2 protein-coding genes are annotated in these 1,195 nt (G+C 59.5%); both read right to left on the minus strand.

Going from position 1 to position 1,195, the window contains the following annotated elements; translation table 11 throughout:
* Window positions 1-739, minus strand: a 739-nt coding sequence (locus ABEA12_RS03085; protein WP_425571721.1) for a molybdopterin-dependent oxidoreductase, incomplete at its 3' end; no start/stop codon positions are given.
* A partial coding sequence (locus tag ABEA12_RS18590) for a molybdopterin-dependent oxidoreductase (RefSeq protein ID WP_425571722.1) occupies window positions 696-1,195 on the minus strand: 500 nt, incomplete at its 5' end. The genes ABEA12_RS03085 and ABEA12_RS18590, both read right to left, overlap by 44 nt.

Raw genomic sequence — 1,195 nt, forward strand, 5'->3', positions numbered from 1 at the left:
CGTGCTCGCGCGGAGGATCGAAACCGAACTCGTTCTCGATCGCGTCCAGGAACGCTGGGGGCATCTGCTCCCAGATACCCATGGTGCGATCCCCCTGGACGTTGGAGTGTCCGCGGATGGGGGAGGCTCCGGCGCCGGGCTTGCCGATGTTCCCGCGCAGCAGCAGCAGATTGACGATTTCCTTGATGGCCGCCACACCCTTTTTCTGCTGGGTCAGACCCATGGCCCAGGTGATAATGACTCGATCGGACTTCATGTAACGATCGGCCAGTTCATCGATCTCCTCGATACGCAGGCCAGTGGATTCAAGCACCGCATCCTCATCCAACCGGGCCAGGTGCGCCTTGAGCTCATCGATGCCCTCGCAGTACGTATCGATGAACTCTTGGTCCAGCACGGTTCCCGGGTTGGCATCTTCGGCATCCAGGATCCGCTTGGTAACTGCCTGCAGCAGCGCCATGTCTCCGCCCAACCGGACCTGCAGGTACTGATCGGCGATGTCGGTGCCGCGTCCGATGATGCCCTTGACCTTCTGCGGGTCCTTGTATCGCCTCAGACCGGCCTCGAGCAATGGATTGACCGCGACGATCTTCCCGCCGTTGTCCTTGGCTTCTTCCAGGGCCGTGAGCATCCGGGGGTGGTTGGTGCCTGGATTCTGCCCCATGATGATAATCAAATCCGATTTGCCGAAGTCGTCATAGGCGATAGTGCTCTTGCCGATACCCAAGGTTTGGCCCATGGCCCAGCCCGTGGATTCGTGGCACATATTGGAGCAATCTGGCAGGTTGTTGGTGCCAAAGGCACGCACAAAGAGCTGGTAGGCGAAAGCTGCCTCNGATCAAATCGGATTTGCCGAAGTCGTCGTACGCAATGGTGCTCTTGCCGATACCCAAGGTTTGGCCCATGGCCCAGCCCGTGGATTCGTGGCACATATTGGAGCAATCTGGCAGGTTGTTGGTGCCAAAGGCACGCACAAAGAGCTGGTAGGCGAAAGCTGCCTCATTCGAGGTGCGGCCGCTGGTGTAGAAGACCGCCTCGTCCGGGGACGCAAGGGAGTTGAGTTTCTTAGCAAGGATCGAGAACGCCTCGTCCCAACTCACTGGCCGGTAGTGGTCCTCACCGGCAGGCTTGTAGACCGGCTCGGTAAGACGGCCCTGCTGACCCAACCAGTATTCTGAACGTTCGCGCAGTTCGG

The organism is Paeniglutamicibacter antarcticus (assembly GCF_039544305.1).
Taxonomy (GTDB): Bacteria; Actinomycetota; Actinomycetes; order Actinomycetales; family Micrococcaceae; genus Paeniglutamicibacter; species Paeniglutamicibacter antarcticus_C.